The following is a 1099-nucleotide window of genomic DNA, read 5'->3' as shown; positions in this document are numbered from 1 at the left end:
CCCGAGTAGCAGTGGACTCCTAGAATCTGCTGTGAATCTGCCAGGACCACCTGGTAAGGCTGAATACTTCCTGGTGACCGATAGCGGACGAGTACCGTGAGGGAATGGTGAAAAGTACCCCGGGAGGGGAGTGAAATAGTACCTGAAACCGTTCGCCTACAATCCGTCAGAGCCTGACTTGTTTGGGTGATGGCGTGCCTTTTGAAGAATGAGCCTGCGAGTTAGTGGCATGTGGCGAGGTTAACCCGTGTGGGGTAGCCGTAGCGAAAGCGAGTCTGAATAGGGCGTTTGAGTCGCATGTTCTAGACCCGAAGCGGGGTGATCTAGCCATGGGCAGGTTGAAGCGTGGGTAAGACTGCGTGGAGGACCGAACCCACCAACGTTGAAAAGTTGGGGGATGACCTGTGGTTAGGGGTGAAAGGCCAATCAAACTCCGTGATAGCTGGTTCTCCCCGAAATGCATTTAGGTGCAGCGTCGTGTGTTTCTTGCCGGAGGTAGAGCACTGGATGGTCTAGGGGGCCTACAAGCTTACCGAAATCAGCCAAACTCCGAATGCCGGTAAGTGAGAGCGCGGCAGTGAGACTGCGGGGGATAAGCTTCGTAGTCGAGAGGGAAACAGCCCAGATCACCAGCTAAGGCCCCTAAGCGTGTGCTAAGTGGAAAAGGATGTGGGATCGCATGGACAACCAGGAGGTTGGCTTAGAAGCAGCCATCCTTTAAAGAGTGCGTAATAGCTCACTGGTCAAGTGGTTCCGCGCCGACAATGTAGCGGGGCTCAAGCACACCGCCGAAGCTGTGGCATTCACATTTTGATCCGCGATGATCCTTGAGGTTGTTGTGCAGTCGTGTGGATGGGTAGGGGAGCGTCGTGCTACCAGGGAAGCGGCAGGGTGACCTAGCCGTGGAGGTTGCACGAGTGAGAATGCAGGCATGAGTAGCGAATGAAGGGTGAGAAACCCTTCCGCCGGATGACCAAGGGTTCCAGGGCCAGGCTAATCCGCCCTGGGTGAGTCGGGGCCTAAGGCGAGGCCGAGAGGCGTAGTCGATGGATAACGGGTTGATATTCCCGTACCCGCGTAGGAACGCCCAAGACGAACC

The 1099-nt window shown here is 56.1% G+C and carries 1 rRNA gene; it reads left to right on the top strand.

Going from position 1 to position 1099, the window contains the following annotated elements:
* Positions 1-1099: ribosomal RNA gene (locus Ari01nite_RS49440) — 23S ribosomal RNA — on the top strand; the annotation flags it as partial.

Origin of the sequence: Paractinoplanes rishiriensis, assembly GCF_016862375.1 — a bacterium.
Taxonomy (GTDB): Bacteria; Actinomycetota; Actinomycetes; order Mycobacteriales; family Micromonosporaceae; genus Actinoplanes; species Actinoplanes rishiriensis.
The sequence above is the reverse complement of the archived record's forward strand: the minus strand, read 5'-3'. Positions and strand labels throughout refer to the sequence as shown.